21 protein-coding genes, 1 other RNA gene and 2 pseudogenes are annotated in these 26,047 nt (G+C 74.0%); 15 read left to right on the forward strand and 9 right to left on the reverse strand.

What is annotated here, in order from left to right:
• Nucleotides 1-212: 212 nt before the first annotated feature.
• Nucleotides 213-1,406, forward strand: coding sequence for a lipid-transfer protein (locus tag AB6L24_RS07995; protein ID WP_405653655.1), 1,194 nt, complete (start codon nt 213-215; stop codon nt 1,404-1,406).
• A gap of 154 nt (nt 1,407-1,560) precedes the next feature.
• Entirely contained in the window at nt 1,561-2,997 is a 1,437-nt protein-coding gene (locus AB6L24_RS08000; protein WP_405653657.1) for an MFS transporter, read from the forward strand.
• 81 nt (nt 2,998-3,078) lie between these two features.
• On the opposite strand, the gene AB6L24_RS08005 is transcribed toward AB6L24_RS08000, so the two are convergent.
• Nucleotides 3,079-3,684: a response regulator gene (locus AB6L24_RS08005; RefSeq protein WP_405653659.1), complete on the reverse strand. Its 606-nt coding sequence runs from the start codon at nt 3,682-3,684 to the stop codon at nt 3,079-3,081.
• Complete coding sequence (locus AB6L24_RS08010) at nt 3,681-4,973, reverse strand: sensor histidine kinase (RefSeq protein WP_405653662.1); 1,293 nt, start codon at nt 4,971-4,973, stop codon at nt 3,681-3,683. Before AB6L24_RS08010 ends, AB6L24_RS08005 begins: the two co-directional genes overlap by 4 nt.
• A gap of 442 nt (nt 4,974-5,415) precedes the next feature.
• On the opposite strand from AB6L24_RS08010, the gene AB6L24_RS08015 reads away from it, so the two are divergent.
• From AB6L24_RS08015 to AB6L24_RS08025, 3 genes are all read left to right on the forward strand, one after another.
• Entirely contained in the window at nt 5,416-6,288 is an 873-nt protein-coding gene (locus tag AB6L24_RS08015; RefSeq protein ID WP_405653665.1) for a MaoC/PaaZ C-terminal domain-containing protein, read from the forward strand.
• 104 nt (nt 6,289-6,392) lie between these two features.
• Complete coding sequence (locus AB6L24_RS08020) at nt 6,393-7,475, forward strand: Zn-dependent alcohol dehydrogenase (protein ID WP_405653668.1); 1,083 nt, start codon at nt 6,393-6,395, stop codon at nt 7,473-7,475.
• Nucleotides 7,476-7,524: 49 nt separating this feature from the next.
• Complete coding sequence (locus AB6L24_RS08025; protein ID WP_405653671.1) at nt 7,525-8,466, forward strand: 3-oxoacyl-ACP reductase; 942 nt, start codon at nt 7,525-7,527, stop codon at nt 8,464-8,466.
• Between the two features lie 425 nt (nt 8,467-8,891).
• On the opposite strand, the gene AB6L24_RS08030 is transcribed toward AB6L24_RS08025, so the two are convergent.
• Nucleotides 8,892-9,971: a hypothetical protein gene (locus tag AB6L24_RS08030; protein ID WP_405657086.1), complete on the reverse strand. Its 1,080-nt coding sequence runs from the start codon at nt 9,969-9,971 to the stop codon at nt 8,892-8,894.
• Between the two features lie 1,008 nt (nt 9,972-10,979).
• Between AB6L24_RS08030 and AB6L24_RS08035 the strand changes: the two genes are divergently transcribed.
• From AB6L24_RS08035 to AB6L24_RS08050, 4 genes are all read left to right on the forward strand, one after another.
• On the forward strand, nt 10,980-12,020 hold the full coding sequence (locus tag AB6L24_RS08035) for an ABC transporter substrate-binding protein (protein WP_405653674.1): 1,041 nt from the start codon (nt 10,980-10,982) through the stop codon (nt 12,018-12,020).
• A 119-nt stretch (nt 12,021-12,139) separates the two neighbouring features.
• Complete coding sequence (locus tag AB6L24_RS08040) at nt 12,140-13,033, forward strand: Nif3-like dinuclear metal center hexameric protein (protein ID WP_405653677.1); 894 nt, start codon at nt 12,140-12,142, stop codon at nt 13,031-13,033.
• Complete coding sequence (locus AB6L24_RS08045) at nt 13,030-13,773, forward strand: zinc ribbon domain-containing protein (protein ID WP_405657088.1); 744 nt, start codon at nt 13,030-13,032, stop codon at nt 13,771-13,773. The genes AB6L24_RS08040 and AB6L24_RS08045 overlap by 4 nt, the downstream gene beginning before the upstream one ends.
• Nucleotides 13,774-13,785: 12 nt before the next feature.
• Nucleotides 13,786-15,228 carry a bifunctional RNase H/acid phosphatase gene (locus tag AB6L24_RS08050; protein WP_405653679.1) on the forward strand — a complete coding sequence of 481 codons (1,443 nt, stop codon included), beginning with the start codon at nt 13,786-13,788 and terminating at the stop codon, nt 15,226-15,228.
• Nucleotides 15,229-15,329: 101 nt separating this feature from the next.
• On the opposite strand, the gene eda is transcribed toward AB6L24_RS08050, so the two are convergent.
• Nucleotides 15,330-15,965, reverse strand: coding sequence for a bifunctional 4-hydroxy-2-oxoglutarate aldolase/2-dehydro-3-deoxy-phosphogluconate aldolase (eda, locus tag AB6L24_RS08055; RefSeq protein WP_405653682.1), 636 nt, complete (start codon nt 15,963-15,965; stop codon nt 15,330-15,332).
• Nucleotides 15,966-16,622: 657 nt separating this feature from the next.
• Complete coding sequence (gene yaaA / locus AB6L24_RS08060; RefSeq protein ID WP_405653684.1) at nt 16,623-17,423, reverse strand: peroxide stress protein YaaA; 801 nt, start codon at nt 17,421-17,423, stop codon at nt 16,623-16,625.
• 124 nt (nt 17,424-17,547) lie between these two features.
• On the opposite strand from yaaA, the gene AB6L24_RS08065 reads away from it, so the two are divergent.
• Entirely contained in the window at nt 17,548-18,990 is a 1,443-nt protein-coding gene (locus tag AB6L24_RS08065) for an RNB domain-containing ribonuclease (RefSeq protein ID WP_405653686.1), read from the forward strand.
• On the opposite strand, the gene AB6L24_RS08070 is transcribed toward AB6L24_RS08065, so the two are convergent.
• Together AB6L24_RS08070 and AB6L24_RS08075 are read right to left on the reverse strand one after the other, a co-directional pair.
• A complete protein-coding gene (locus AB6L24_RS08070) occupies nt 18,941-19,603 on the reverse strand; it encodes a hypothetical protein (protein WP_405653688.1) in 663 nt (220 codons plus the stop codon). The genes AB6L24_RS08065 and AB6L24_RS08070 overlap by 50 nt on opposite strands.
• Complete coding sequence (locus tag AB6L24_RS08075; RefSeq protein ID WP_405653690.1) at nt 19,600-20,406, reverse strand: MerR family transcriptional regulator; 807 nt, start codon at nt 20,404-20,406, stop codon at nt 19,600-19,602. Before AB6L24_RS08075 ends, AB6L24_RS08070 begins: the two co-directional genes overlap by 4 nt.
• Nucleotides 20,407-20,625: 219 nt before the next feature.
• On the opposite strand from AB6L24_RS08075, the gene AB6L24_RS08080 reads away from it, so the two are divergent.
• The 3 genes and pseudogenes from AB6L24_RS08080 to rnpB all read left to right on the forward strand — a co-directional run bounded on the left by AB6L24_RS08080 (nt 20,626) and on the right by rnpB (nt 22,902).
• On the forward strand, nt 20,626-21,534 hold the full coding sequence (locus AB6L24_RS08080) for an AraC family ligand binding domain-containing protein (protein WP_405653693.1): 909 nt from the start codon (nt 20,626-20,628) through the stop codon (nt 21,532-21,534).
• A gap of 65 nt (nt 21,535-21,599) precedes the next feature.
• Nucleotides 21,600-22,430, forward strand: a pseudogene (locus AB6L24_RS08085) (DMT family transporter); the annotation flags it as partial.
• 70 nt (nt 22,431-22,500) lie between these two features.
• Nucleotides 22,501-22,902: RNase P RNA component class A (gene rnpB / locus AB6L24_RS08090), an RNA gene on the forward strand.
• 50 nt (nt 22,903-22,952) lie between these two features.
• Here the strand turns inward: rnpB and AB6L24_RS08095 are convergent.
• On the reverse strand, nt 22,953-23,372 hold the full coding sequence (locus AB6L24_RS08095) for a molybdopterin-binding protein (RefSeq protein WP_405657089.1): 420 nt from the start codon (nt 23,370-23,372) through the stop codon (nt 22,953-22,955).
• Nucleotides 23,373-23,606: 234 nt separating this feature from the next.
• On the opposite strand from AB6L24_RS08095, the pseudogene AB6L24_RS08100 reads away from it, so the two are divergent.
• Nucleotides 23,607-23,804, forward strand: a pseudogene (locus AB6L24_RS08100) (methyltransferase domain-containing protein); the annotation flags it as partial.
• 354 nt (nt 23,805-24,158) lie between these two features.
• Nucleotides 24,159-24,908 carry an SAVMC3_10250 family protein gene (locus AB6L24_RS08105; protein ID WP_405653695.1) on the forward strand — a complete coding sequence of 250 codons (750 nt, stop codon included), beginning with the start codon at nt 24,159-24,161 and terminating at the stop codon, nt 24,906-24,908.
• A 100-nt stretch (nt 24,909-25,008) separates the two neighbouring features.
• Here AB6L24_RS08105 and AB6L24_RS08110 read toward each other — a convergent pair whose 3' ends face one another.
• Nucleotides 25,009-25,932 carry a glycosyltransferase family 2 protein gene (locus tag AB6L24_RS08110; protein WP_380858850.1) on the reverse strand — a complete coding sequence of 308 codons (924 nt, stop codon included), beginning with the start codon at nt 25,930-25,932 and terminating at the stop codon, nt 25,009-25,011.
• Between the last annotated feature and the right edge of the window lie 115 nt (nt 25,933-26,047).

Below are 26,047 nucleotides of genomic sequence, written 5' to 3' on the forward strand. Positions count from 1 at the left end.
GGCCTCCGGCAGGAAGAGTGGGGGCGGGTGGGACATCCGCAGGTATATGCAGGATGAACCTGTATCCCTGGGCGACTATTCCGACGGACGTCGGACGAAGGGAAGTCTTGACCCGCCATTGACCGGTTCTGTACGCGGCCGGCGCCATCGCCCTTCCAGTGAAGTGAAACGTGTTCTAGTCTTGCCGCCCGCTCTCGGAAGGAGCCCCAGCGGTGAAGAGCTACCTCGTCGGTGTCGGCATGACGAAGTTCGAGAAGCCCGAGACCCGCGACTGGCAGTACTGGGACATGGCGAAGGAGGCGGGCACCGCCGCGCTCGCCGACGCCCGGATCGCCTACGGACAGGTGGAGCAGGTCGTCGCCGGATACTGCTACCAGGCATCGACGGCGGGCCAGCGGGCGGCGTACGGACTGGGCCTGACCGGAGTGCCCGTCTACAACGTCAACAACAACTGCGCCACGGGCTCCACGGCCCTGATGATGGCCCGGCAGTTCGTGGTGGGCGGACAGAGCGAGTGCGTGCTCGCGCTCGGCTTCGAGAAGATGAAGCGCGGCTCGCTGGGCGGCGGCAGCGACGGCGATTTCGCGACATCCCCGGTGGCCCGGCACTACGGGATCATGGCGGCCCGGCACGGCTTCGAGGCCTCGCCGCCCACGGCCCAGCTCTTCGCCAACGCGGCGCGCGAGCACATGGAGCGGTACGGCACCACGCCCGCGCAGCTCGCGGCCGTCGCGGCGAAGAACCACCAGCACTCCACGAACAACCCCAACGCCCAGTTCCAGGACCCCTGCACGCCCGAGGAGATCCTCGCCGCCCGCACCGTGCACGCGCCCCTCACCAAGCTCCAGTGCTCCCCGACGTCGGACGGCGCGGCCGCCGTGGTCGTGGCCTCCGAGGCGTTCGTGGACCGGCACGGCCTCGGGGACCGGGCCGTCGAGATCACGGCCCAGGCCATGACGACCGACACCGAGGAGTCCTTCGCCTCCGGCAGCTGCCTCGACGTCGTCGGCACCCCCATGTCCCGCGCGGCCGCCCGCCAGGTCTACGAGAGTGCCGGGCTCGGCCCCGACGACCTCGACGTCATCGAGCTGCACGACTGCTTCTCCGTCAACGAACTCCTCACCTACGAAGCCCTCGGCCTGTGCGAGGAGGGCGAGTCCGGCAAGCTCGTGGAGTCCGGCGCGACGACGTACGGCGGCCGCTGGGTGGTGAACCCCTCCGGCGGCCTCATCTCCAAGGGCCACCCCCTCGGCGCCACCGGCCTGGCCCAGGCCACCGAACTCAGCTGGCAGTTGCGGGGCGAGGCGGGACCGCGCCAGGTCGCCGGGGCGCGGGTGGCACTCGCGCACAACGTCGGCCTCGGCGGGGCGGCGGTGGTGACGCTCCTGACGCGACCGCGGCCGTAAGCCGGGGGTGAGACTGCTCACGCGGTGGTGGCCGCGACCGCGGCGGTCGCCCCGCGTCCCCCGTGCCGCGCAAGGACCTAGGACTACCGACCCAGGCCCCCTGCCCCCTATTTCCGATGTACGGGCCACGCGCCCTCCTGTCAGCATGGGGGCCATGCTCCAGACCCCCGCCGACACCCCGACCTCCCGCATATCGGGTCGCCGCACCCCGCCCACCTGGCTCGTCGTGGCAGCCGCCTGCGCCGGACAGTTCCTCGTCGTCCTCGACGTGTCCGTCGTGAACGTGGCGCTGCCGTCGATGCGGGCCGATCTCGGCCTGAGCGCCACGGGGTTGCAGTGGGTCGTGAACGCGTACTCCATCGCGTTCGCCGGGTTCATGCTGCTCGGCGGGCGGGCCGGGGACCTCTTCGGGCGCAAGCGGATGTTCCTGGTGGGCCTCGGGCTCTTCACGCTGGCCTCGCTCGCGGGCGGGCTCGCCCAGGAGGGCTGGCAACTGCTGCTCGCGCGGGCCGTGCAGGGGCTCGGCGCCGCCGTGCTCGCCCCCTCGACGCTGACGATCCTCACCTCCGCCGTGCCGGAGGGGCCCGCCCGGGTGCGCGCCATCGCCACCTGGTCCGCGGTCGGCGCGGGCGGCGGCGCCGCGGGCGGACTCGTCGGCGGCGTCCTCACCGACGGACTGTCCTGGCGGTGGACACTGCTCGTCAACGTGCCCGTCGGCGTCCTCGTCCTCGCCGCCGCGGTGCGCTGGATCAGCGAGAGCCGGGCCAATGGGGCGCGCCGTCTCGACCTGCCCGGTGCCGTCCTCGTGACCGGCGGCATCGCCACCCTCGCGTACGGCATCGTGCAGACCGAGGTGGAGGGCTGGACCGCCGCCGCCACCCTGGTGCCGCTCGCCGCCGGGCTCGCCCTGATCGGGGCCTTCCTCGCCGTCGAGGCCCGCGCCAAGGCGCCGCTGATGCCGCTCGGCCTGTTCCGCGTGCGCTCCGTGTCGGCCGCCAACGCCACGATGTTCGTCTGCGGCATGGGCATGTTCGCCATGTGGTTCTTCATGACCCTGTACGCCCAGAACGTCCTCGGCTACACCCCGCTCGAGGCCGGGCTCGCCCTCATCCCCAGCTCGGTCAGCGTCGTCGTCGGCTCCAAGGTCGCCCCCCGCCTGATGCGCGTCATGGGCGCCCGCAGCGTCACCGTCATCGGCGTCCTCGTCGCCGCCGTCGGCTTCCTCTGGCAGTGGCGCGCCCTCGACGCCGACGGGGCCTACGTCAGCTCGATCATGCTCCCCGGCATCCTCATGATGCTCGGCGCCGGACTCGCCGGAACCCCCCTCGCCTCCCTCGCCACGAGCGGAGCCGACCCCGGCGACGCGGGCCTGGTCGCCGGACTCATCAACACCTCCCGCACCATGGGCGGCTCCCTCGGCCTGGCGGTCCTCTCCACGATCGCCGCGTCCCGCACCGGCGACCGCCCCGGCACCCACGCCCTGGCCGAGGGCTACGCCCAGGCGTTCCTGTGGGGAGCGGTGTTCCTGGCGGCGGCGGTGGTGCTGGTGCTTGTGGCGATGCCGAGGCAATCAAGCCCGTCCGGCGATTGAGGACGAGGCGCGGAGCGCCGATCAGCGGGGGTCCGGGGGCGGCAGCCCCCGGGGCAACCCGGCCCCACGGCGAGGAAACGCCTACAGCCACCCTTCACGCCGAGCGACTCGAACCGCCTCCATCCGATTACGGGTCCCCGTCTTCCCGATGGCCGCGGAGAGATAGTTCCGAACCGTCGACTCCGACAGACGCAGCGCCGCCGAGATGTCGGCGACCGTCGCCCCGTCGACAGACGCGTTCAGCACCTCGGCCTCCCGAGCCGTCAACGGATTGGGCCCGGCCCCGAGCGCGGCGGCGGCGAGCGCGGGATCGACCACGACCTCCCCGCGCAGCACGGCGCGAATCGCCTCGGCCAGCTCCTCCACGGGCCCGTCCTTGACGAGGAACCCCGCGGCGCCCGCGTCCATCGCCCGCCGCAGATACCCGGGCCTGCCGAAGGTCGTGAGAATGAGGACCCGGCAGTCGGGGCACTCCGCGCGCAGGTCCGCCGCCGCGTCGAGCCCGCTGCGGCCGGGCAGCTCGATGTCGAGGAGGGCCACGTCGGGCCGCGCGGTGAGCGCGGTGTGCACGATGTCGTCGCCCGCGGCGACCTGCGCCACGACCTCGATGTCCTCCTCCATCCCGAGCAGCAGGGCCAGTGCGCCGCGCATCATGCCCTGGTCCTCGGCGAGCAGGACTCTGATCATCGAACGCGCTCCTCGTGGGCGTCCGCCCGCACGGGCGCCGCATCGGTGACATGGGTGCCGCCGTCACGGTCCTCGGCGACCGGCAGCACCGCCGTGACCCGGAAGCCGCCGCGCGGCTCGGGCCCCGACTCCAGTGCGCCGCCCGCCGCCGTGATCCGCTCGGCCAGGCCCTTCAGCCCGCTGCCGGGCGTGGTCGAGCCTACGCCGCGGCCGTCGTCCGTGATCGTCAGACGGGTCTGTTCGGAGGTCGCGGCGACCTCGATCTCGCACCGGCCCGCCCGCGCGTGCCGTACGACATTGGTGGCCGCCTCCCGCACCACCCAGCCCAGCAGCGCCTCCGTCCGGGGGCCGAGCGGCGGCCCCGACTGCCGTACGACCGCCTCGACACCGGCCGCGTCGAGCAGCTCGCGGGCCCGGTCGAGCTCGGCGGCGAGCGCCGCGTCCCGGTAGCCGGTGACGGCCTCGCGGATCTCGGTGAGGGCCTGGCGGCCGACGGACTCGATGTCGGTGATCTGCGCCAGGGCCGCGTCCATGCTGCGCGGGGCGAGGCGGCGCGCGGCCTCCGACTTCACGACGATCAGCGAGAGGGTGTGGCCGAGCAGGTCGTGCAGGTCGCGGGAGAAGCGCAGCCGCTCCTCGGCCACGGCCCGCCGCGCCAGCTCCTCACGGGCGGCGCGCAGGTCGCGTACCGCCTCGGAGAGGGACAGGATCGCGGCCGTGACCATCGTGGACAGGAACGTGCCGTACGCGATGTTGATGCCGTCCCAGCCCTCCCGGAGCCCGGCGACGGTGCCCGCGAGCGCGCTCAGCGAGAGGGCCACGGGGCCGAGGTGGCGGCCCCGCACGACGGCGCCCACGGACAGGCCGAACAGCGGGAAGTACATCAGCCAGTTGCCGCCGTACCCGGCCGCGAGGCCCACGGTGAGCGCGCCCATCACCAGCAGCGCGACCAGCGTGGCGCGCGACTGTCTGGCCCGCTTGTCGAAGGCGCGGAAGGCCACGCCGATGTAGAGGGAGTTGAAGACGAACAGGCCGATGCCGCCGATCCACGGGTTCGGCGTCTTGCCCTGGAGCAGGTGCGAGAACGCGCCGAGGCCCATCAGGAGCCACGGAAGCAGCGCGAAGCCGTTGGGCGGCCCCGACTGCACGAGGGCGTCGTCCTCGCCGGCCCGCTTCCGCTCCCGCCAGTCGGCCTTCTGCTCCCGCCAGGAACTCCGCTGCGCCCGCCAGGCGGCCCGCTGCTGCCGCAGTCCGTGCAGCCGGCAGGTCACGTTGCGCTTCCAGGACATGTCTCGCTCCCCGATCGGCCGGGCCCGCGTCCCCCGCGGCCCCCGTGCCCCCGACAGTACGGAGCGGGGGCGCCGCGGCGGCAGTGAGGTCCGTACCGATTCGACCGGGACAAATGTCACCGTTCGCGCCTCCGAGCGCGCCCGGGCCCCGGCTCCGACGCGACGCGGCCCCGAATCTGACGTGACGTCAGGACTCTTCCCAACCGTGGGGCGCTGGGCTATACATGGGGCCATCGGCCTAGAACGCGTTCTAGAACGACCGGTGGACCGGTGGGGACGCCTTGGCCGCCGCAGACGACCTCGGTGCGGCCGACGGTGCGGACGGTCGCACCGAGGTCTTCCTCCGGAGCACACCGGCAACCCCGCCCTGTACCCCGCACCCGCAGGGCCGTCACGCGCACCCGAGGACCGTCGTCCGCAGCCCGCGAGGAGCCGCCACCCCATGCCCATCGATGCCGCGCAGGCCCTGGCCGCGAAGCCCCGCAGCGCCGAGATCACCTGGGACCACAAGGACATCCAGCTCTACCACCTGGGCCTCGGCGCGGGCGCCAACCCGGACCTCGCCGACCCCGCGACCGACGCCGACGAACTCCGCTACACCCTGGAGTCCCGGCTGCACGTCCTGCCCAGCTTCGCCACCGTGGCGGGCGCGGGCATGGGCATGATGGGCGGCCTCGCCGCACCCGGCATCGACGTGGACCTCGCCGCCGTGCTGCACGGCGGCCAGAGCGTCGAGCTGCACCGCCCGATCCCCGTCAAGGGCCGGGCCACCACGAGTTCCAAGGTCGCCGCCGTCCACGACAAGGGCAAGGCCGCCGTGATCGTGCTGCGCTCCGAGGCCGCCGACGACGAGGGGCCGCTGTGGACCAGCGACGCGCAGATCTTCGTGCGCGGCGAGGGCGGGTTCGGCGGCGAGCGCGGCCCGTCCGGGAGCCCCGAGGCGCCGGACCGCCCCTTCGACCACACCGTCGAGCGCCCGGTCCGCCCCGACCAGGCCCTGCTCTACCGCCTGTCCGGCGACTGGAACCCGCTGCACGCCGACCCGGAGTTCGCGAAGCTCGCCGGTTTCGACCGGCCGATCCTGCACGGCCTGTGCACGTACGGCATGACGCTCAAGGCCGTCGTCGACACCGTCCTCGGCGGCGACGTCGCCCGGGTGCGGGCCTACCGCACGCGCTTCGCCGGGATCGTCCTGCCCGGCGAGACGCTGCGCGTCGGCATGTGGGAGTCGAAGGACCGGGTGCGGGTCGCCGTCACGGCCGTGGAACGCCAGGACGCGCCGGTCCTCACGGACACGGTCGTGGAGCTGAACTGACGGGTGGAGCAAGGCCATTGACGTACGGAGCTGAACTGACGGGGCCGAACTGACGTCACGTACCGCCGGTCACGTACCGCCGGGATGAGAGGAGCCGCACAGCCATGCGCGCAGCCGTACTGCACGAGACAGGCCAGGACAAGCTCGATGTGCTCGACGACGTCGAGGCGGTGGGCTTCGGCCCGGGCAGGGCCAGGATCCGGGTGCGGGCCACCGGCCTGTGCCACTCCGACGTGTCCGCGATGAACGGCGTGCTGCCGCAGCCCGCGCCGTTCGTCCCCGGCCACGAGGGCGCCGGTGAGATCCTGGAGGTCGGCGACGGCGTCACCAACGTCAAACCGGGCGACCGGGTCCTGGTGTGCTGGCTCCCGGCGTGCGGGCGGTGCCCGGCGTGCCGCCGCGGCCAGACCCAGCTGTGCCTGGCCGGCTTCATGAACGCGGGCACCCCCAACTTCCGGCGCTCCGGCGACAGTTCGGACCTCTTCGGGTTCGCGGGCACCGGCACCTTCGCCGAGGAGATCGTCGTCGACGCGTCCTGCGCCGTGCCGATACCCGACGACGTGCCCTTCGACATCGCCGCGCTCATCGGCTGCGGCGTGACGACGGGGCTCGGCGCCGCCATCAACACCGCCGAGGTGGCGCCCGGTTCGTCCGTCGCCGTCATCGGCTGCGGCGGCGTCGGCGTCTCCGCGATCCAGGGCGCCAGGATCAAGGGCGCCGCGGAGATCGTCGCCGTCGACCCGGTCGCGTCGCGGCGCGAGGCCGCGCTCCGCTTCGGCGCGACGCAGGCCGTCGCCCCCGACGAACTGTCCGACGCCCGCCAGCGCCTGACCGAGGGCGAGGGCTTCGACTACGTCTTCGAGGTCGTCGGCAAGTCCGCGACGACCCGCACCGCGTACGAGATGACGCGGCGCGGCGGCACGCTCTGCGTCGTCGGCGCGGGCGCCATGGACGACCAGGTGCAGTTCAACATGTTCGAGCTGTTCTTCGACGAGAAGCGGATCCTGCCCTCGCTGTACGGCGGCGGGGACGTGCTCCGTTCGTACGAGCGGGCCATCGCCCTGTGGCGCGCGGGGCGGGTCGACCTGGAGGGGATGATCACCCACCGGGTGCGCCTGACCGAGATCAACGAGGCGCTGGAGCAGATGCGGTCGGGCGTCGCGCTCCGCACCTGCATCGAGATCTGAACCGAGGGCCGTGCGCGGCCGGAGCCAGGTGAGAGGAGTACGTACCCGTATGTCACTGCCACTTGAAGGTCTCGCCGCCGTCGTCACCGGGGCGGGCCGCGGGCTCGGCCGGGCCGAGGCGCTTGAGCTCGCCCGGCTCGGCGCGAGCGTCGTCGTCAACGACTTCGGGCAGCCGGGCCGCGACGGCTCCGGCGAGGCGTCGGCCGCGCCCGCCGAGGAGGTCGCGGCCGAGATCAGGGAGGCCGGCGGGAAGGCCGTGGCCCACACCGGGGACGTCGCCGACCTCCAGCAGGCCCGCGCCCTGATCGAGTCGGCCGTCGACACGTACGGCAAGCTCGACATCCTGGTCAACAACGCGGGCATCCTGCGGGACCGGATGATCTTCTCCATGACGGAGGACGAGTGGGACTCGGTGATCCGCGTCCACCTCAAGGGCCACTTCAACACCATCCGGTTCGCCTCCGCCCACTGGCGCGAGCGCTCCAAGGAGGCGGGCGGGCCCGTGTACGGGCGCATCGTCAACACCTCGTCCGAGGCGTTCCTCGCCGGGTCCGCCGGGCAGCCCAACTACGCGGCCGCCAAGGGCGGGATCGTGGGGCTCACCACTTCCACGGCCCTGGCCCTCGCCAAGTACGGCGTCACCGCCAACGCCATCTGTCCGCGGGCGCGGACCCGGATGACCTCCGACGTCTTCGCCGGGTTCGCCGAGCCCGGTGCGGGGGAGCTGGATCCATTGGCGCCGGAGCATGTCGCTCCGCTGGTCGGGTATCTGGCTTCGCCCGCTTCGCGGCGGGTCAACGGGCAGGTGCTCGTCGTCCACGGCGGGATGGTCGCCGTCGTCGAACGGCCGCGGGTCGCCGCGCAGTTCGACTCCGCCGACGGTGTGTTCACCTTCGCTGAGCTGGACGAGGCGGTCTCGCCGTACTTCGCCTCCCGGCCGGAGGGGGAGACGTTCGGGGCGGCGGAGGTGTTGGGGCTGCGGCGGGCGTAGGGGCCTCGCAGGTGCGCCCCAGTCCCACCCCTTCCCGAAACTGGGGGCTCCGCCCCCAGACCCCCGCTCCTCAAACGCCGGAGGGGCTGAATTTCAGCCCGTCCGGCGCTTGAGGACGAGGCGCGGAGCGCCGATACGGGGTCTGGGGCGGAGCCCCAGTTTCGGGAAGGGGCGGGATTGGGGAGCCCCCGGCAAGGCCCCCGCCCCTCAGCCCTCCCGCCGATGCCTCCCCCGAGGCGCCGCCTCCTCATCGTGCTCGGACACGGGCCCCCGATGCCGCCCGGCACCTCCACCCTCCGCCCCCGCGGAGAGCGAAACCCCCTCCCGAGGATCCACCACACCCTGCTGCCGCGGCTCGACAGCCACCTTCTCGGTCTTCAACAAACTCACCCCGTAGCAAAGATCGTTCGTACAGCCGGGCGAGTCTAACCGCCCGCCCCCCGCCCCCCGAGAGGCGCCTGCTGCAACGGCACGGGCCGTGCCACCCGCACACCCCCGGCCACCCCCGTGACCTGCCCGGACGCCTCATTGCCCGGCCCGGGACCGGGCGCCGGCGAGGGCATCTCGACCCGGGCCATCCCGCAGGGCACGGTTCCGGTGACGTAGGGCAACTCCAGGACGCCGTCCCGGGTGCACCGTCCGGCGCCGGACAACCACCCTTCCGGGGCGGCGAGTTGGTGGACCCGCCGCTCGGAGGGCCGCCAACCGCACAGCCGGGGCGAGGAGTTGCCGGACCCGTCGTCCACCCGGAGGGCCACGGTGCAGCTCTCCGGCATGAGCACCTGCCCGGGCTGGATCGCGAACGGCGTCACGGCCCGCCCGGGCATCCGCAGGCATTCGGGGAAGCGTACGGGCCGGGTGCTGCCCAACACGCCCCAGCCGAGGCGGGTTTCACCGGGCGCGTCGGAGCGGATGAGGAGCAGCCCGCTGTCGGCGTCGGCGAGGAGCAGCCGGTCGTCGCTGTCGGCGGCGATCTGGAGCAGGGGGGTGACCTCGCCGCCCCGCTCCAGGTCGACGGCCACGGTCTTGGTGGGGCCGTCCAGCTCGCGGTCGAGGGCCAGCATGCGGTTGGTGCGGTCGAGCCAGACGCCGCCGGTGCAGCGGCCGGGGATCTCGGCGAGGTGCTCGGGCCCGAAGGAGCCGCCCGCGACCATCCATACGGCGGTGGAGCGGGCGCCGACGGCGAGGGCGTAGGCGTAGGCGCCGCGCGGGGCGGGCGGCAGCAGGGTCAGGTCGGCGCCTTCGCACTCGACGCCGCCGAGCGGCACTTCGCCGGTGCTCGGCCCGGTGGGGTACAGCAGCGAGAAGAGGTGCCGCCCGGCCGCACGCCGGTGGACGAGCACCCGCCCGTCGGCCATCGGCAGCACCCGCGTACCGGGTTCCTCGGGCTGATGGGCGGGCAGCGGCACCGCGTACGGCTCGGCGGTGTCCAGCGTCCACCGCTCCGGAAACCAGCACCCACCGCGGTGCGCGAGCCGCGCCGCGTAGGCGCCGTCGGCGGTGATGGCGGGGGGTGGGGGGCTGAGGGCGGGGGTGGGGGCCCGGCCGGGCGGGGCGGGTGTGCGGGGCCCGGCCGGTGCGGTCGCCTGGCCGGGGGGAGTCGGTGCGCTGGGGGCCCCGGGAGGGGCTGGTGCACTTGCCCGGCCGGGGGGTGCCGGGACGGCGTCCCCGCCGGGGGAGTGCGCGGGTACGCCGCCTTCGCCGGGGGAGTTCGCCGGTACGCCGCCTTCGCGGGCGGGAGCCGACGCGCCTGGCTCGCCGGGAGGAGCGGGCCCGCCGACCTGGTCGAACGAGCCGAGGGCACCCACCCGGTGGAACGAGCCCGGACGGCCCGTCGCCCGCCCGGCGCCCTCGCCTCGCGATGACGGCGACGTCTCGGTGCCGGAGTCGGGCTCCGGCGGGACGGGGGCCGGGACCGGGGTCGGCGCCGCTGTCTCGGTGCCGCAGCCGGGCTTCGGCTGGACGGGGCCGGAGGTCGGGGCCGGTACCGGCGCAGGCATGGGGACCGTGATCTGGACCGAGGCCAGGCCCGTGACCGAAGCCGGGTCCGAGGCCGGGGCCGGGGCCCAGGCGGGCGCCGGGCCCGAAGCGGGGGCAGGGGCGGGAGCCGGGGTCGGAGCCGGAGCGGGACCCGGAGCCGGAGTGGGCGCCACCTCCGCCCCGGCCGTGCGCTGCGGTCGGATTCCGGCCGCCGTCCCGCGCCCCGGCGAGGGGGACGGCGGGGGCGGGGACACGGGTGAGGGCTCGGCCACAGGGGCTGTCATCTGGGGTCACCTCCGTCCGTGACGCTAGTTTTCGCACGCACTGGCGTGGCAGACGAGGCCCCCGGCTTCACGCGTACGTGTGGCGAAGTGACGATTCGCCTGAGAGGGAGGGGGCGACTGTGCTGGCTGGAAAACGGCGCTTATGGTTAGGCGAACCTAAGTTCTCCCCACGCCGAAACCCGGACCCGCCCCGGGACCCGGCGCCGGTCACCCCCGACCGCACCACCCCGCACAGCCCCTGGAGCACCGATGTCCCCACGCCCCCGCCGCCCGCACCGCCGCACCGCGGCCCTCGCCCTCGCCATGGCCGGCGCGCTCGCCCTCTCCGCCTGCGGGTCGGGCGACGACTCCGGCAAGTCCGACCGCGGCACCGGCAGCAAGGCCGTCGCGCAGGGCGGCGACGACTTCGCCAAGGCGGCCGAGAAGACGGCGAAGATGGGCACGAGCGCCAAGCCGGGGCAGTTCCCGCGCACCATCGAGCACGCGCTGGGCAAGACGGAGCTGAAGCAGGCGCCGAAGCGGGTCGTGGTCCTGGACGTCGGCGAGCTGGACAACGTCGTGTCCCTCGGCGTGAAGCCCGTCGGCTACGCCCCCACCGAGGGCGACGACGGCATCCCCTCGTACCTGAAGAAGGACGCGGGCAGCCCGAAGAACGTCGGCACCATCAACGCGCTCAACCTCGAGGCGATCGCGAACCTCAAGCCCGACCTGATCCTCGGCAGCGAGCTGCGCGCCGCCAAGCTCTACCCGCAGCTCGCCAGGATCGCCCCGACCGTCTTCTCCGTGCGCCCCGGCTTCACCTGGAAGGAGAACTACCTCCTCAACGCCGCCGCGCTCGACAGGACCGCCGCAGCCAAGGCCCAGCTCGGCGCGTACGAGAAGAAGGCGAAGGCCCTCGACAAGGACCTCGGCGCCGACAAGCCCACCGTCACGATGCTGCGCTACATGCCCGACCGCATCCGGCTCTACGCCAAGGCGTCGTTCGTCGGCACCATCCTCCAGGACGCCGGTCTGCCGCGGCCCAAGAACCAGCAGGTCAACGATCTCGCCGTGGAGATCAGCCCGGAGAAGATCGACGAGGCCGACGCCGACTGGATCTTCACCGGCGTCTACGGCGACGCCGAGAAGACCGGCCGCTCCGGCGCCGAGAAGAACCCGCTGTGGAAGAAGCTCGACGCGGTCAAGAACGGCCGGGCCAAGGACGTCCCCGACGAGACCTGGTACCTGGGCCTCGGCGTGACGGCGGCGGACAAGGTCCTGGACGACCTGAGGAATCACTTGGTCAAGTAGGACATGGCCGAGGGCGACGAGCACCGCAACCAGCAATTGAGGAACCCGGACGCTGATCAGCCAGGTCCGCGAGAGCGGCGCCGGTTCAGGCGCACAAGAGGGGCAGGTAGCCTTACCGGGTGCCCCGTCTGTCTGAAGTCATCGCCGCCCTCGACGCCCTGTGGCCCGCGGAGCGGGCCGAGCAGTGGGACGCCGTCGGCACCGTGTGCGGCGACCCCGAGGCCGAGGTCTCACGGGTCCTGTTCGCCGTCGACCCCGTCCAGGGAACCGTCGACGAGGCGGTGCGCCTGGGCGCGGACCTGCTGGTCACGCACCACCCGCTGTATCTGCGGGGTACGACGACGGTCGCGGCCTCGACCTTCAAGGGCCGCGTCGTGCACGACCTGATCAAGCACGACGTGGCCCTGCACGTCGCGCACACGAACGCCGACTCCGCCGACCCGGGTGTGAGCGACGCTCTCGCGGGCGCCCTCGGCCTGCGCGTCGTGGGGCCGCTCGTGCCGGACCCGTCCGACGCCGCCGGGCGCCGCGGCCTCGGCCGGGTCGGCGAGCTCGAACACCCGCTGCCGCTCGCCGAGTTCGCCGAGCACGCGGCGAAGTGCCTGCCCGCCACCGCGCAGGGCGTCCGGGTCGCGGGCGACCCCGCGCAGATCGTCCGCAGGGTCGCCGTCAGCGGCGGCTCCGGCGACAGCCTCTTCGACGCCGTACGGGCCGCGGGCGTGGACGCGTTCCTCACCGCCGACCTGCGCCACCACCCGGTCTCGGAGGCGCGCGCACAGGCGCCGCTCGCGCTGCTCGACGCCGCGCACTGGGCCACCGAGTGGCCGTGGTGCGAGCTGGCCGCGGCGCAGCTCGACGAGATCTCCGACCGGCACGGCTGGGGCCTGCGCGTCCATGTGTCGAAGACCGTGACCGACCCCTGGACCGCCCACGCGGCGTCGTCCACCACCACCCTCGCAGCGAGCGCTACGCGCGCGCCTTCCACACCCGATTCCCTTGGAGCCCCCAACTGAACGCCGCGCCCGCCGACCAGATCCGTCTCCTCGACCTCCAGGACCTGGACGTACGCCTCGCGCAGCTCGCGCACAAGCGCGCCTCGCTGCCCGAGCACGCCGAGATCGAGTCCCTGACGAAGGACCTCACGCAGCTCCGCGACCTGCTCGTCGCCGCGACGACGGAGGAGAGCGACTGCGCCCGCGAGCAGACCAAGGCCGAGCAGGACGTGGACCAGGTGCGCCAGCGCGCCGCCCGCGACCAGAAGCGCCTGGACTCCGGTGCGATCACCTCTCCGAAGGACCTGGAGAACCTCCAGAAGGAGATCGCCTCCCTCGCCAAGCGCCAGGGCGACCTGGAGGACGTCGTCCTGGAGGTCATGGAGCGCCGTGAGTCCGCGCAGGAGCGCGTGAGCGAGCTGACCGAGCGCGTCGGCTCCGTCCAGTCCAAGATCGACGACGCGACGGGCCGCCGGGACGCCGCCACCGGCGAGTTCGACCGCGAGGCCGGCAACGTCACCAAGGAGCGCGAGGTCGTCGCCGGGTCGATCCCCGCCGACCTGATCGCGCTGTACGACAAGGTGCGCGCCAAGCAGGGCGGTGTCGGCGCGGCCAAGCTCCACCAGCGGCGCTGCGAGGGCTGCCGTCTGGAGCTCGACATCACCGAGGTGAACGACATCAAGGCGGCGTCGCCCGACAAGGTCGTGCGCTGCGAGAACTGCAGCCGCATCCTGGTGCGCACCTCCGAGTCCGGTCTGTAAGGGGCGGGCGCGGTGCGGGAGTTCATCGTCGAGGCCGACGGCGGCTCCCGGGGCAACCCGGGACCCGCGGGCTACGGCGCGGTCGTCATCGACGCGGAGTCCGGGGAGACCCTGGCCGAAGCCGCGGAGTACATCGGCGTCGCGACGAACAACGTCGCCGAGTACAAAGGCCTGGTCGCCGGCCTCAAGGCGGCCCACGCCCTGGACCCGGCGGCGAGCGTGCACGTCCGCATGGACTCCAAGCTCGTCGTCGAGCAGATGTCGGGCCGCTGGAAGATCAAGCACCCCGACATGAAGCCCCTCGCCGCCGAGGCCGCGCGGGTCCTGCCCGGGACCCGGGTGACGTACGAGTGGATCCCGCGCGAGAAGAACAAGCACGCGGACCGGCTCGCCAACGAGGCCATGGACGCGGGCAAGCGCGGCGAGCAGTGGTCGCCGTCGGCGTCGACGGCCGAGCTCGACCGGCCCGCCGCGCGCGCGTCCGGTGCCGGTACGCCCGCGGGGCCGCCCGGGGACGCGGCCGCGGGCGCGGCGAAGGCGCGGGCCGCGCTGGCCGGGGCGTCCGCCGGGCGCGGTACGGGCGGCGCCGAGGCCGGGTTCACGGCGAGTGCGCTCGGGGCTGCGACGGCTGACGTGACTGACGTGGCTCAGGTGGCCGACGTGGCCAAGGGGGCCGACGTCGCCAAGGGGGCCGACGTGCGGGCCGCGCGGTCCGTGGCGGCCGGTGGCGGCTCGGGTGCCGCCTTCGGGGGTACGACGGCCGGGGGCGCCGCCGCGGCGGACGCACCCGGAACGGCGGTTCCGCCCGTCGGCTGGGCCGCGTCCGCGGACCTGGGCGCGCCCGCCACCTTCGTCCTGCTGCGGCACGGCGAGACCCCGCTGACGCCCCAGAAGCGCTTCTCCGGGAGCGGCGGGAGCAACCCGTCCCTCTCCGACGTCGGCCGGGAGCAGGCCGTCCGCGTCGCCGCCGCGCTCGCCGCGCGCGGCACCGTCCAGGCCGTCGTCTCCTCACCGCTGCTGCGCTGCCAGGAGACCGCCCGTACCGTCGCCGCCCGGCTCGGACTCGACGTCCACCTCGAAGAGGGCCTGCGCGAGACGGACTTCGGCGACTGGGAGGGGCTGACCTTCGCGGAGGTGCGCGAGCGGCAGCCCGACGCGCTGACCGCGTGGCTGGCCTCGCCGGACGTCGCGCCGCCCGGCGGCGAGTCCTTCGCCGAGGTCACGACCCGCGTCGAGGCCGCCCGCGAACGGCTCCTCACCGCCTACGCGGGCCGCACCGTCCTGCTCGTCACGCACGTCACCCCCATCAAGACCCTCGTACGCCTCGCCCTCGGCGCGCCCCCCGAGTCCCTGTTCCGCATGGAACTCTCGGCGGCCTCGCTGTCGGCGGTGGCGTACTACGCGGACGGCAACGCGAGCCTGCGGCTGCTGAACGACACGGCACACCTGCGCTGAGGCGGTGTGGGCGGCGGGTCCGGTCCCGCCGCCCCCTCCTCGCGCGGTCGCGGTGGTCCTCAGCGCAGGGTCGACGCCTCCTCGCGCGGTCGCGGTGCTCCTCAGCGCAGGGTCGACGCCTCGCGGGCCAGGGACTCCACCCGTGCCCAGTCCTTCGCCGCCACCGCGTCCGGCGGGAGCATCCAACTGCCGCCCACGCAGCCCACGTTCGGCAGGGCGAGGTAGGTGGGGGCCGACGTCGCCGAGATGCCGCCCGTCGGGCAGAAGCGGGCCTGGGGGAGCGGGCCGCCGAGCGACTTCAGGTACGGCGTCCCGCCCGCCGCCTCCGCCGGGAAGAACTTCATCTCCGTCACGCCGCGCTCCAGCAGCGCCACGACCTCCGACGTCGTCGAGACCCCCGGCAGGTACGGCAGCCCCGATGCCGCCATCGCGTCGAGGAGCGTCGGCGTCCAGCCGGGGCTCACCAGGAACCGGGCGCCCGCGTCGGCCGCGGCCGTGACGTTCTCCGGCGAGACGATCGTCCCGGCGCCGACCACCGCGTCCGGGACGCCGTCCGCGATCGCGCGGATCGCGTCCAGGGCCGCGGGGGTCCGCAGGGTCACCTCGATCGCCGGGAGGCCGCCCGTGACCAGGGCTCGGGCCAGGGGGAGCGCGTCCGTGGGGTCGTCGATGACTACTACGGGGATGACCGGGGCTAGGTCCAGCACGGAGGCCTTGGCGGCGGCAGCGGGGTTCATGGGGTCATCGTGCCCCCGCCTACGCACCGTGCGCAAAGCCCGTTGCACCCCCCGCAACGCACCCCCGGGGTCACCCCCGGCCCGAACCTCCTCCGGACTGCCCGACAGCCCGGCACCCCCGGCCCTTCGTGGCGCACCCCCGAATCGGCGCTCCGCGCCTCGTCCTCAATCGCCGGACGGGCTCTCTCCCACCCACCCACCCGCCCGAACTCGCACCGGCCTGCCCAACAGCCCGGCACCATCAGCCCTGGAAGGGTTGCCCCCGGATCGCGCTGCGCGCTCGTCCTCAATCGCCGGACGGGCTCTCTCCCACCCACCCGCCCGAACTTGCATCGGCCTGCCCAACGGCCCGGCACCTTCAGCCCTGCCGGGGGCACCGCCGGATCGCGCTGCGCGCTCGTCCTCAATCGCCGGACCGGCTCTCTCCCACCCGCCCGCCCCCGCCATGCGTTAGGCCAAGCAGGCGGCACCTTCAGGTTGGCCCCGGGGCAGTGGGTTTCAGCCCGTCCGGCGTTTGAGGACGAGGCGCGGAGCGCTGATCGAGGGCGCCCCCGGCCCAGGGCAACGGGACACCCACCCCCGGGGTCCAGGGGCGAAGCCCCGGTTTCGGGAAGGGGCGGGACTGGGGCGCCCCCGCGAGGGCACCCGCCCGCACCCTCAATGAATCTCCCGCACCACAACATCCAACCCCCACGCCCGCCCGGCCCGCGCGGGCGGCTCCGCCTCGACGACGTGGCCGAGGTCACGGAGGGCGGTGACGAGCTCGGCGGGGTCGGCGGGGGAGATGCCCGCGGTGAGGAGGGCCCGCACGATCCGCCCCTTCGTGGCCTTGTTGAAGTGGGAGACGACGGACCGCCGCTCCACCCCGTCGACGACCTGCGCGTGCAGCACCCGCACGGTGGCGGTCCGCCCGGCCACCTCCCCCTTGGGCTTCCACGCGGAGGCGTACGCGGCGGACCGCAGGTCGAGGACGAGCCCGTCCCCGGCGGCGCCGGGCAGCACGTCCGCCATGGGCCCGCGCCAGTACGCCCCGAGCGCCCCGAGCCCGGGCAGCTTGACGCCCATGGAGCAGCGGTAGGAGGGGATCCGGTCGGTGACACCGACGGCCCCCCACAGGCCGGAGAAGACGAGGAGGGAGCGCGCGGCACGCCGCTTGGCGGCGGCGTCGAGGGAGGAGAGGCCGAGGGCGTCGTAGAGGACACCGGTGTAGATCTCCCCGGCGGGCCGCGCCCCGGCGGTCCGCAGCTCGGTGTTCTTGGCGACCTCCCCGCGCAGCCCCTCACTGAGCCCGAGCACCGCACGCGCCTTGTCCTCGTCGGCCGCGCACAGCTCGACGAGTTCGTCGAGGACGGCGGCCCGCGCGTCGGCGAGCCCGGGCAGGGACAGCGACTCCGGCTTCAGGGGCGCCCCCCGCCCGGACGAGGCCTTGCCTTCGGACGGCGGCAACAGGACGAGCACGATCGCTTCTCCGTTTTCGTTTCGGCCGGGTACGGGTCGTCGCCGGCCGGGTGCGTGCGGGGGATGCGGCCCCCGCGAAAGCGTACGGGGTGCCGACCCCCGGCCCCCGCCATACGCTCGGTGCATGCCCCGCCGCCACCTGCATGTGACCGGCGCAGCCGAGGCTCCGCTGCGGGCCGCGCTGCGCGACCTGCGCGCCGAGCTCGACGTACCGGAGACGTTCCCGGCCGACGTGCTCGCGGAGGCCGAGCGCGCCGCGGCGGCCCCCCGCCTCCCGGACGAGGACGCGACGGGCGTCCCCTTCTTCACCGTGGACCCGCCGACGTCCGTGGACCTGGACCAGGCGATGCACCTGTCGCGGCGGCCGGACGGCGGCTTCCGGGTGCGGTACGCCATCGCGGACGTGGCCGCGTACGTCACCCCCGAGGGACCGCTGGACGCGGAGGCGCACCGCCGCGTCACCACCCTCTACTTCCCCGACGGGAAGGTCCCCCTGCACCCCACACCGCTCAGTGAGGGCGCCGCCAGCCTGCTTCCCGACCAGACCTGCCCGGCCGTCCTGTGGACCCTCGACCTGGACGCGGACGGCCGCACCGAACGCACCGACGTGCGCCGCGCCCTGGTCCGCAGCCGCGCCAAACTCGACTACGAGGGCGTGCAGCGCGCCATCGACACGGGCACCGCCGAGGAGCCGCTCGCGCTGCTCGCCGAGGTGGGGCGGCTGCGCGAGCGCCTGGAGGTCGAGCGCGGCGGCATCTCCCTGAATGTGCCCGAGCAGGAGGTCACCGAGAAGGACGGGACGTACGAACTCGGCTTCCGCGCCCCGCTGCCCGCGGACGGCTGGAACGCCCAGATCTCCCTGCTCACCGGCATGGCCGCCGCCGACCTCATGATCGCCTCCGGCGCCGGAGTGCTGCGCACCCTGCCGCTCGCCCCCGACGGCGCCGTCACCCGGCTGCGCCACACCGCGAAGGCCCTCGGCGTCGACTGGCCGCACCACGTCCCGTACGCCCGTCTCGTCCGTTCCCTCGACGCGCGCGACCCGCGCCACGCGGCGTTCCTCCAGGAGTGCACGACGCTGCTGCGCGGCGCCGGGTACACGGCGTTCAGCGGCGGCGAGGTCCCGGAGCTGACGACGCACGCCGCGGTCGCCGCCCCGTACGCGCACTGCACCGCGCCCCTGCGCCGCCTCGTCGACCGCTACGCCGCCGAGCTCTGCCTCGCCGCGTGCGCGGACGCCGGGCCGCCGGACTGGGTGCTCGCCGCGCTGCCCGAGCTGCCCCGGGAGATGGCCGAGGGCACGCGGCGCGCCAACGCCGTGGAACGCGGCTGCGTGGACATCGTGGAGGCGGCGCTCCTGAAGGACCGCGTGGGGGAGGTGTTCGACGGGGTGGTGGTCGACGTGAAGGAACGCGAACCGGGTGTGGGGACCGTGCAGTTGGCGGAGCCCGCGGTCGTCGCCCGCGTCGAGGCGGGACCGGGCGCGCTGCCGCTCGGGGAGCGGCTGCGGGTGCGCCTCACACAGGCGGATCCGGGGCGGGCGAAGGTGCTGTTCGCTCCGGCGTGAGGGGGTCCGGCCCGGCGGCGGGCCGTGTGAGCGCGGCGATCAGGGCGCGCGGGTCGTCGGCGTGCAGCCGCACCACGCGGGCCTCGGCGGGCAGCCCGAGCGGTCGTACGAAGGCGACGGGGCGGGCGAGTTCGACGGTGACCGTGGTCTGGTTGCCGACGGCGACGTCGAGGGTGCCGTCCTCGTGGACCTGCACGGTGCGCCCCTCGGGGTAGCGCCGCTCCACCCGTACCCGCGCGATGTCGGCGGCCGCGATCGGCAGATCGAGGAACTGCCCGTACCGCACCCGCAACGACCCGTCCGCGCCCGCCACATGGGGCCGCGTCACGGACGCCGCGTGCAGCGCGAGGATCTGCAGGACCGTGTAGACGTCCACGAACAGCAGCGCCGAGTGCACCAGCGGCCACGGCACGATCAGCGCCAGGACGACGGTCTCCACGACCGCCACGAACGCGAAGCCGAAGAGCATCGCCGTCTGCGGTCCGGTGTACGCGGCCGGGCGCGCCCCCGCCCCGAGCCCGTGCCGCCGCCGCGCCACCCACAGGGCGAGGCTGTGGAACCCGCGCAGTTCGTGCACGGCGAGCCGCCGCACGACCCGGACCAGGCGCTTCACGGCGTCCACCCCGTCCGGTCGCCGAGGTGCCCCAGCATCGCGCGCACGGCGGCGGCCTGCGCGGGGGCGAAGTCGTCGAGGAAGGCCTCGCCGAAGGCGCCGCCGCGCGCGGGCCGCCCCGCGCCCTCCTCGTCCTGCTGCCCCTCGGTGAGAGCGGCGAGGAAGTCCTCCGGTACGACGGCCGCGAGGTCCTTGCCGAGCGGCTCGACGCGGGGGTCGTCCGGCGGGGCGTCGGCGAGTTCGTCGAGGCGGGCGTACAACGCGCGCACGCGGGCGGCGAGTTCGGCGTCGTCGGCGAGCCGGTGCAGGGCGCCGTAGACGCGGTCGCGTACGGCCGGGTCGAGGGTCGCGTCGAAGAGGGCCAGGTGTTCGAGGTCCTTGGCGGCGGCGGGCGACCCGCCGGCGGCGGCAGGACCGAACCGCCCGAACAGCTCCGCGAGCCCCGCGGAGACCGGCCCCTCCCCGGTGAGCAGCCCCTCGTCGGCGAGCCGCAGCAGCTCCGCGAGCCGGGCCCGGCGCGCCTTGATGTCCGCCTCCTGCCGGGCCAGGTCGTCGTCGAGCTCCGCGAGCACCTCGGTCAGCTCGCGCCCCGCGTCGTCCGCGAGCACGTCCCGCACCTCGTCGAGACCGAGCCCCAGCTCGGTGAGCCGCTTGACGCGCGCGAGGACGACGGCCTCGCGGAGCCCGTAGTCCCGGTACCCGTTGGGCCGCCGCGCGGGCTCGGGCAGCAGCCCGAGGTGGTGGTAGTGCCTGATGGCGCGCGTCGTCAGCCCGACGGCGGCGGCGATCTCTCCGATGCGCATGACCTCAGTAGAAACGTTGACGCTGCGGCAAGGTCAAGCGGACGCGGGCGGGGGTGCGAGCGGGCACCGGAACGGGGCATGAAAGGCGGCCGCCGAGGCGTTCACCCACTGAGACGAGGCTGACCGCACCGCCGGAGCGCGGGCATGCTGCAGCCGAGAAGCACACGCGGAACCGCACTGCCGTGGGCGCACACCCAGGCACGGAAGAGGGTGGGCCCCATGGAGAACCGCACCGACCCGCCGCACGGCACCTCGCCCGGCGAGCGCGCCCTGTGGACCCGGGCCCCGCTGGGCGGCGGCACGTCCCTCGACCTCCTGACGGCCCGCTTCGACCGCCACCGCTACGCCCCGCACGCCCACGAGGAGTTCACCGTGGGCGTCTGCGTCGGCGGCACCGAGATCATCGACTACCGGGGCGGCCGCCTCGACATAGGCCCCGGCTCCATCGTGATCCTGGCCCCCGGCGAACCGCACACCGGCCGCCCCGGCACCGGCGACGGCTACGCGTACCGCTCGATGTACCCCTCCCCGGACCTCTTCGCCGACGGCGCCCGCACCCCGCCGCACTTCCCCGACGCGGTCCTGGACGACCCCCGGCTCGCGGCGGCGCTGCGGGCCGCCCACACCGGCCTCAGCACGGCCGCCCGGACGCCGGGCCCGCCGGACCGGCTCGCCGCACTCACCGCCGAGAGCCACCTGACCGGCCTGTTCACCACCCTCGCCGACCGCTACGGCAGCGCCCGCCCGGCCCTCGACCCGGCCGCCCCCGTACCCGGCGCGACCACCATCGCCCTGGCCGTCCGCGACCGCCTCGCCGACGACGTCCTCACACCCCCCACCCTCGCCCAACTCGCCGCGGAACTCGGCCTGTCCCGCTACCAGCTGCTCCGCGCCTTCCGTACGACGATGGGGATGCCGCCGTACGCCTGGCTGGCACAGCACCGCGTCAGCCGGGCCCGCGCGCTCCTGGAGAGCGGACTGCGCCCGGCGGCGGTGGCGGGCCGGGTGGGTTTCGCCGACCAGGCGCATCTGACGCGGTGGTTCCGGCGGGTGCTCGGGGTGACCCCGGCGGCGTACCGGAACAGCGTGCGGGCGGGGGAGCGCCCGCTCGGACCCGACCGCGCGTAACCGGCACCCGAGGGGCCGCAACAACGTTCAAGACACCACACCTCCCCCTGTCCGAAACTCCCCCCATGACCGCACGAGGCTGGCTTCTCTTCTCCGTCATGGGCGTCCTCTGGGGCATCCCGTACCTCATGATCAAAGTGGCGGTGGACAGCGATCTGACACCGTCGATGGTGGTGTTCACGCGCTGCGCGCTGGGCGCCGCGCTGCTGCTCCCCTTCGCGATACGCCAGGGCGGCATGCCCGCCGTCCTTCGCACGCACTGGCGCCCGATGCTGGTCTTCGCCTGCGTGGAGATCCTCGGCCCCTGGTGGACCCTGACGGATGCCGAACGCCACCTCTCCAGCTCCACGGCGGGCCTCATGATCGCCGCGGTCCCGATCATCGGGGCGCTCCTGGCCCGCTTCTTCGGCGACACCGAACGCCTCGGCCCGCGCCGGGTGACGGGCCTGGCGCTCGGCTTCGCCGGGGTCGCGGTGCTCACCGTCCCGCACCTGACGGGAGGCAACGCCTGGTCCCTGACGGAGGTCCTGCTCACGGCCCTCGGCTACGCCATCGCCCCCTTGATCGTGGCCCGCCACCTCAAGGACGTACCGACCCTGCAGCTGATCGCGCCCTGCCTGACCCTGGCCGCCCTGGTCTACGCCCCCGCGGCCGCGGCGACCTGGCCCGACACGCTCCCGGACGGCAGGACCCTGGCGGCGCTCGCGGGCCTTGGCGTCATCTGCACGGCCCTCGCCTTCATCGTCTTCCTCGAACTGATCCGCGAGGCGGGCCCGACCCGGGCGGTGGTCTTCACCTACATCAACCCCGCGGTCGCCGCCGCCGCGGGCTTCGCCTTCCTCTCCGAATCCCTCACCGCGACCTTCGCCGCCGCCTTCACCCTGATCCTCGCCGGATCCCTCCTGGCCACGGCCGCCACCGGCACCCGCCCCACACCCCGGCGGGTACCATGGTCGACACGGCAGACGAGCCGGGCGGACGGCCGCGTGGAGGTCCTTGTGGACCTTCCCGAGGAACGTCCGGGCTCCACAGGGCAAGGTGGTGGCTAACGGCCACCCGGGGTGACCCGCGGGACAGTGCCACAGAAAACAGACCGCCCGGCGCTCAGGCGCCGGGTAAGGGTGAAACGGTGGTGTAAGAGACCACCAGCGCCTGAGGTGACTCAGGCGGCTAGGTAAACCCCACCTGGAGCAAGGTCAAAAGGGAACACCCCGGTGTTCCTGCGCGGACGTTCGAGGGCTGCCCGCCCGAGTCCGCGGGTAGACCGCACGAGGCTTGCGGCAACGCAGGCCCTAGATGGATGGCCGTCTCCCCGGCCGCCGCGAGGCGCCCGGGCGACAGAACCCGGCGTACAGCCCGACTCGTCTGCCGCACTCCTCCTCCGCAGGGCCGGTGAGTGGCCCTGGCCTCGGGGGGAATCAGGCGGTGGCCAGCGAGACCTCCGTCGACTTGATCAGGGCGACGACCGAGGAACCCGCCGTGAGGCCCAGGTCGGTGACGGCGTCGTTGGTGATGGCCGCGGTGAGCGCGCCGCCCTCGACGTCGACCTTCACGGAGGCCATGGCGCCGCCCGCGGCGATCTCGGTGACGGTGCCCGCGATCCGGTTGCGGATGGACAGGCCCTGGACCGGGCCGGTGGCCAGCGACACCTCGGTGGACTTCACGAGGATCCGCACCTCGGCGCCCTCGGCGATGCCGAGGCCCTTGACGGCCTCGGTGGTGATCGCGGCGGTGATGTCCTGGCCGCCCGCGAGGCGGACCTTGACGGTCGCCATGGCCTCGCCGGTGGTGACGGACGCGACGGTGCCGGGGATCTGGTTGCGGATGCTCAGGCTCATCTTCGGCTGCCTCACTCGCTGCGTTGTAAAGGGAGATAGGTGGGGGAGGGGAGGGGAGGGCGCGGGCGGAGTGGTCACGGTGGGGGCCGCCGGCGTCCCGACGCTATTACGCCCAGGTAAGTCCCGGTGTGCACGCATCGCATCCGCGAGGTGAGTCGTGTCGGCGGACTGGCAGATCCGACGGGGGCCCGGAAGGGGCGGCCGCACGTCGGGCGGGTGGTCGGGTACCCCGCCGCCGTCGAGCGCTCCGTGGCCATGCGGGCCAGGCGGCCGGCCGAGCTCGCCACCGCGGTCGACGCCGTCGCCGAGGACCTCCCCTTCGCCGACGGTCGGTTCGACGCGGCGATGACCTTCTTCAGCGTCCACCAGTGGTCCGACGTCGAGGCCGGGCTGCGCGAGATGCGACGCGTCACCCGAGGCCCCGTCCTCGTGCGCTCGGCCCCCTGACGGCGACTCGGCCACAGCGGCCTGCCCGCGACGACGACGCCCGCCTCGTCCCGTACCTGAACCTCGCCCATCTCCTGGGCGTGAAGAACACCCACGGCGACGACCGCCTGATGGCCCTGGCGAGACCGACATCATGGCCGAGCGCGACGGCTTCGACCCCGCCTGACCCGGCCGGGCAGCCGATCTGTCCCGTCAGGCATTGATGCGGATCTCGGGCACTTGTTCCCGGTTCGACCGTACGGTCCGCTTCGGGGGCCGGCGAGCCCACAATGGCATTCATCGGCGTGAAGTACCGCCGCGTGGAGTCGTCGTGGAGTCAGCTCACCCCCGAGGAGCGTCGTGCGCGAGCTTGTCTATCTGTCCGACCGGAAGTTGCGGCAGTTCATGCCGGAGAGGCCCCGGCGCCTGGTCCGGGGCGGGTGGCAGGTGACCACTCCGGTCGGCGGGGTGGGACTCGACCCGGAGGTGCCGGACGTCGAGCGGGAGCGCGGGGAGCGGCTGCGGCGGATCGTGCGGCACGTGTCGGCCACGGCGGGGTGGTTCGCGGAGCCGGGACTCAGGGCCGGGAGCTGGGTGCAGTTCGAGGCGCCGCTGAACTTCCGCGCGCTGCGGGGCGCGGCACCGGGGATGGTGCTGTTCGTGGATCCGCCGCGGGGCGTGGAGGGGTACGAGACCGGGGGTGCCGTGCGGCTGCTCCTGCACGGGTCCGTGGAGCATCTGGCGGGCGGCGGCGAGCCCGTCGTCGCCGAGCCGCCCGTCCTGTCGGAGGAGGTGCACCACAGGAGCCCGGGCCACTGGGACTGCAGCGGTGGCGACTGGGTCGAACTCGTCACGACCCAGGCCTCCCTGCTCCTCGGCTCCCTCACGAGCCAACCCGATGCCACCAGCGAGGAGCAGGCCCAGGAGCCCGTCAGCCCGGTGACCCTCCTCGAGGGCACCCGACAGCTCCTGGCCGCCCTCGACCGGCAGTTGCCCGTGGAGACGGCCGCCTGGATGCGCGGGTACGCCCGCGTCACCGCGGTCCTCCGCGGCATCGGTGTGCATTACGTCGTCGCGACTCCGTTGTACGTGGAGTACGTCGCCGAGTAGGGGCGAGGGGCAGGTGATGCGGGGCGCGCGTACGGGAAAGGGGTGCGGGGCGCGCGTACGGGACAGGGGTGCGGGGCGCGCGTACCAGAAGGCCGCGCCCTCAGATCAGCGGCGGGCGCCCGAGCCGCGTCATCCGCCACACCGTCGCCCACCGCATCGGCTTCCGCTCGCCCCCGGACGTGCGGCAGCCTTCGACGAAGCCGCCCGCCCAGGCCTTCAGGCCGCCGAGAGTTGGGGCCTCCCCTGCTCGAACGGAGTTGAGAGCTTGGGGAAGGGTGCGGGCCACCGTGAGGAGGGTCCAGACCGTCAGGTAGAGGGGGATGAGGGGCAGGGGGAGACGGCGGCGGGCCAGCCAGACGCGGTTGCGGGCCGTCATGCGGTGGTAGACGGCGTGCCGTGCGGGGGACGTCTTCGGGTGCTGGAGCAGCAGCGAGGGTTCGTACAGGACCTTCCAGTCCGCGTCGAGCGCGCGCCAGGCCAGGTCCGTCTCCTCGTGCGTGAAGAAGAAGTCCGCGGGCCAGTCGCCGGTCTGCGCCAGCATCTCCATGGAGAAGGCGTGCGCGCCGCCGAGGAAGGAGGTGACGAGGCCGCCGCGCATGGGGTCCTTGGCGCGCAGCCGCGGCACGTGCCGGCGCTGGGTCTCGCCGTGCTCGTCGGCGATGCGGAAGCCGACGATGCCGAGCCGCGGGTCCTCGGCGAACAGCCGCCGGACGGTACGGAAGACGTCGGGGTCGACGAGCAGGCCGTCGTCGTCCAGCTCGATGGCCACGTCCACGTCGCCGAACTCGCGCAGCCGGCGCAGGGCGACGTTGCGGCCGCCGGGGCAGCCCAGGTTCTCGTCGAGCTCGATCGTCGTGACCTCGCCGGGGTAGGCGGGGAAGTCCGGCAGCGGCGTGCCGTTGCCCACGATGACCAGGCGGGTCGGGGCGACGTCCTGCTTGGCCACGGCCGCGAGGAGGGCGTCGACGTCCTTCGGGCGGTTGCCCATGGTCACGATGGCCACACCCAGGCGCGGTTCGGACAAGGCGGGCCTCCAGGGCGGGTCGGGCCGGGGCGCGCGGGTGGGTCCCGGGGGCGGCCGCGCGGCCGGGGCGGCGGCGCGGTCATATCGTCTGACGTTCGCGATGGTAGCCGTTCAC

Origin of the sequence: Streptomyces sp. RK9 (assembly GCF_045070545.1) — a bacterium.
GTDB lineage: Bacteria > Actinomycetota > Actinomycetes > Streptomycetales > Streptomycetaceae > Streptomyces > Streptomyces alboflavus.

Excerpts from the sequence above, each read along its gene's own strand:
- AB6L24_RS08035 (WP_405653674.1), top strand. The coding sequence starts at position 10,980 with ATGTCCCCACGCCCCCGCCGCCCGCACCGCCGCACCGCGGCCCTCGCC.
- eda (WP_405653682.1), bottom strand. The coding sequence starts at position 15,965 with ATGAACCCCGCTGCCGCCGCCAAGGCCTCCGTGCTGGACCTAGCCCCG.
- AB6L24_RS08080 (WP_405653693.1), top strand. The coding sequence starts at position 20,626 with ATGGAGAACCGCACCGACCCGCCGCACGGCACCTCGCCCGGCGAGCGC.
- AB6L24_RS08000 (WP_405653657.1), top strand. The coding sequence starts at position 1,561 with ATGCTCCAGACCCCCGCCGACACCCCGACCTCCCGCATATCGGGTCGC.
- AB6L24_RS08075 (WP_405653690.1), bottom strand. The coding sequence starts at position 20,406 with ATGCGCATCGGAGAGATCGCCGCCGCCGTCGGGCTGACGACGCGCGCC.
- AB6L24_RS08065 (WP_405653686.1), top strand. The coding sequence starts at position 17,548 with ATGCCCCGCCGCCACCTGCATGTGACCGGCGCAGCCGAGGCTCCGCTG.
- AB6L24_RS08010 (WP_405653662.1), bottom strand. The coding sequence starts at position 4,973 with ATGTCCTGGAAGCGCAACGTGACCTGCCGGCTGCACGGACTGCGGCAG.
- AB6L24_RS08095 (WP_405657089.1), bottom strand. The coding sequence starts at position 23,372 with ATGAGCCTGAGCATCCGCAACCAGATCCCCGGCACCGTCGCGTCCGTC.
- AB6L24_RS08005 (WP_405653659.1), bottom strand. The coding sequence starts at position 3,684 with ATGATCAGAGTCCTGCTCGCCGAGGACCAGGGCATGATGCGCGGCGCA.
- AB6L24_RS08025 (WP_405653671.1), top strand. The coding sequence starts at position 7,525 with ATGTCACTGCCACTTGAAGGTCTCGCCGCCGTCGTCACCGGGGCGGGC.
- AB6L24_RS08020 (WP_405653668.1), top strand. The coding sequence starts at position 6,393 with ATGCGCGCAGCCGTACTGCACGAGACAGGCCAGGACAAGCTCGATGTG.
- AB6L24_RS08015 (WP_405653665.1), top strand. The coding sequence starts at position 5,416 with ATGCCCATCGATGCCGCGCAGGCCCTGGCCGCGAAGCCCCGCAGCGCC.